Annotated in this window: 1 pseudogene; it reads right to left on the reverse strand. The window is 75.5% G+C overall.

Annotated elements, in window-relative coordinates:
- A pseudogene (locus IG54_RS38995) lies at positions 1-253 on the reverse strand (acetyl-/propionyl-CoA carboxylase subunit alpha); the annotation flags it as partial.

The raw sequence follows: 253 nt of genomic DNA on the forward strand, positions 1-253 counted from the left end.
GGGGACCTCCTCCAGGGTGCGGGCGACCTTCAGGCCGCGCCCGCCACCACCGAAGGCGGCCTTGATCGCAATCGGCAGGCCGTGCTCCTCGGCGAAGGCCACGACCTCCTCGGCACCCGAGACCGGGTCGGGGGTGCCCGCGACCAGCGGGGCACCGGCGCGCTGCGCGATGTGCCGCGCGGCGACCTTGTCACCCAGGTCGCGGATGGCCTGCGGCGGCGGGCCGATCCAGATCAGGCCCGCGTCGATGACG

The sequence above is a fragment of the Streptomyces sp. NRRL S-920 genome (genome assembly GCF_000717945.1).
GTDB classification, from domain to species: domain Bacteria; phylum Actinomycetota; class Actinomycetes; order Streptomycetales; family Streptomycetaceae; genus Streptomyces; species Streptomyces alboniger.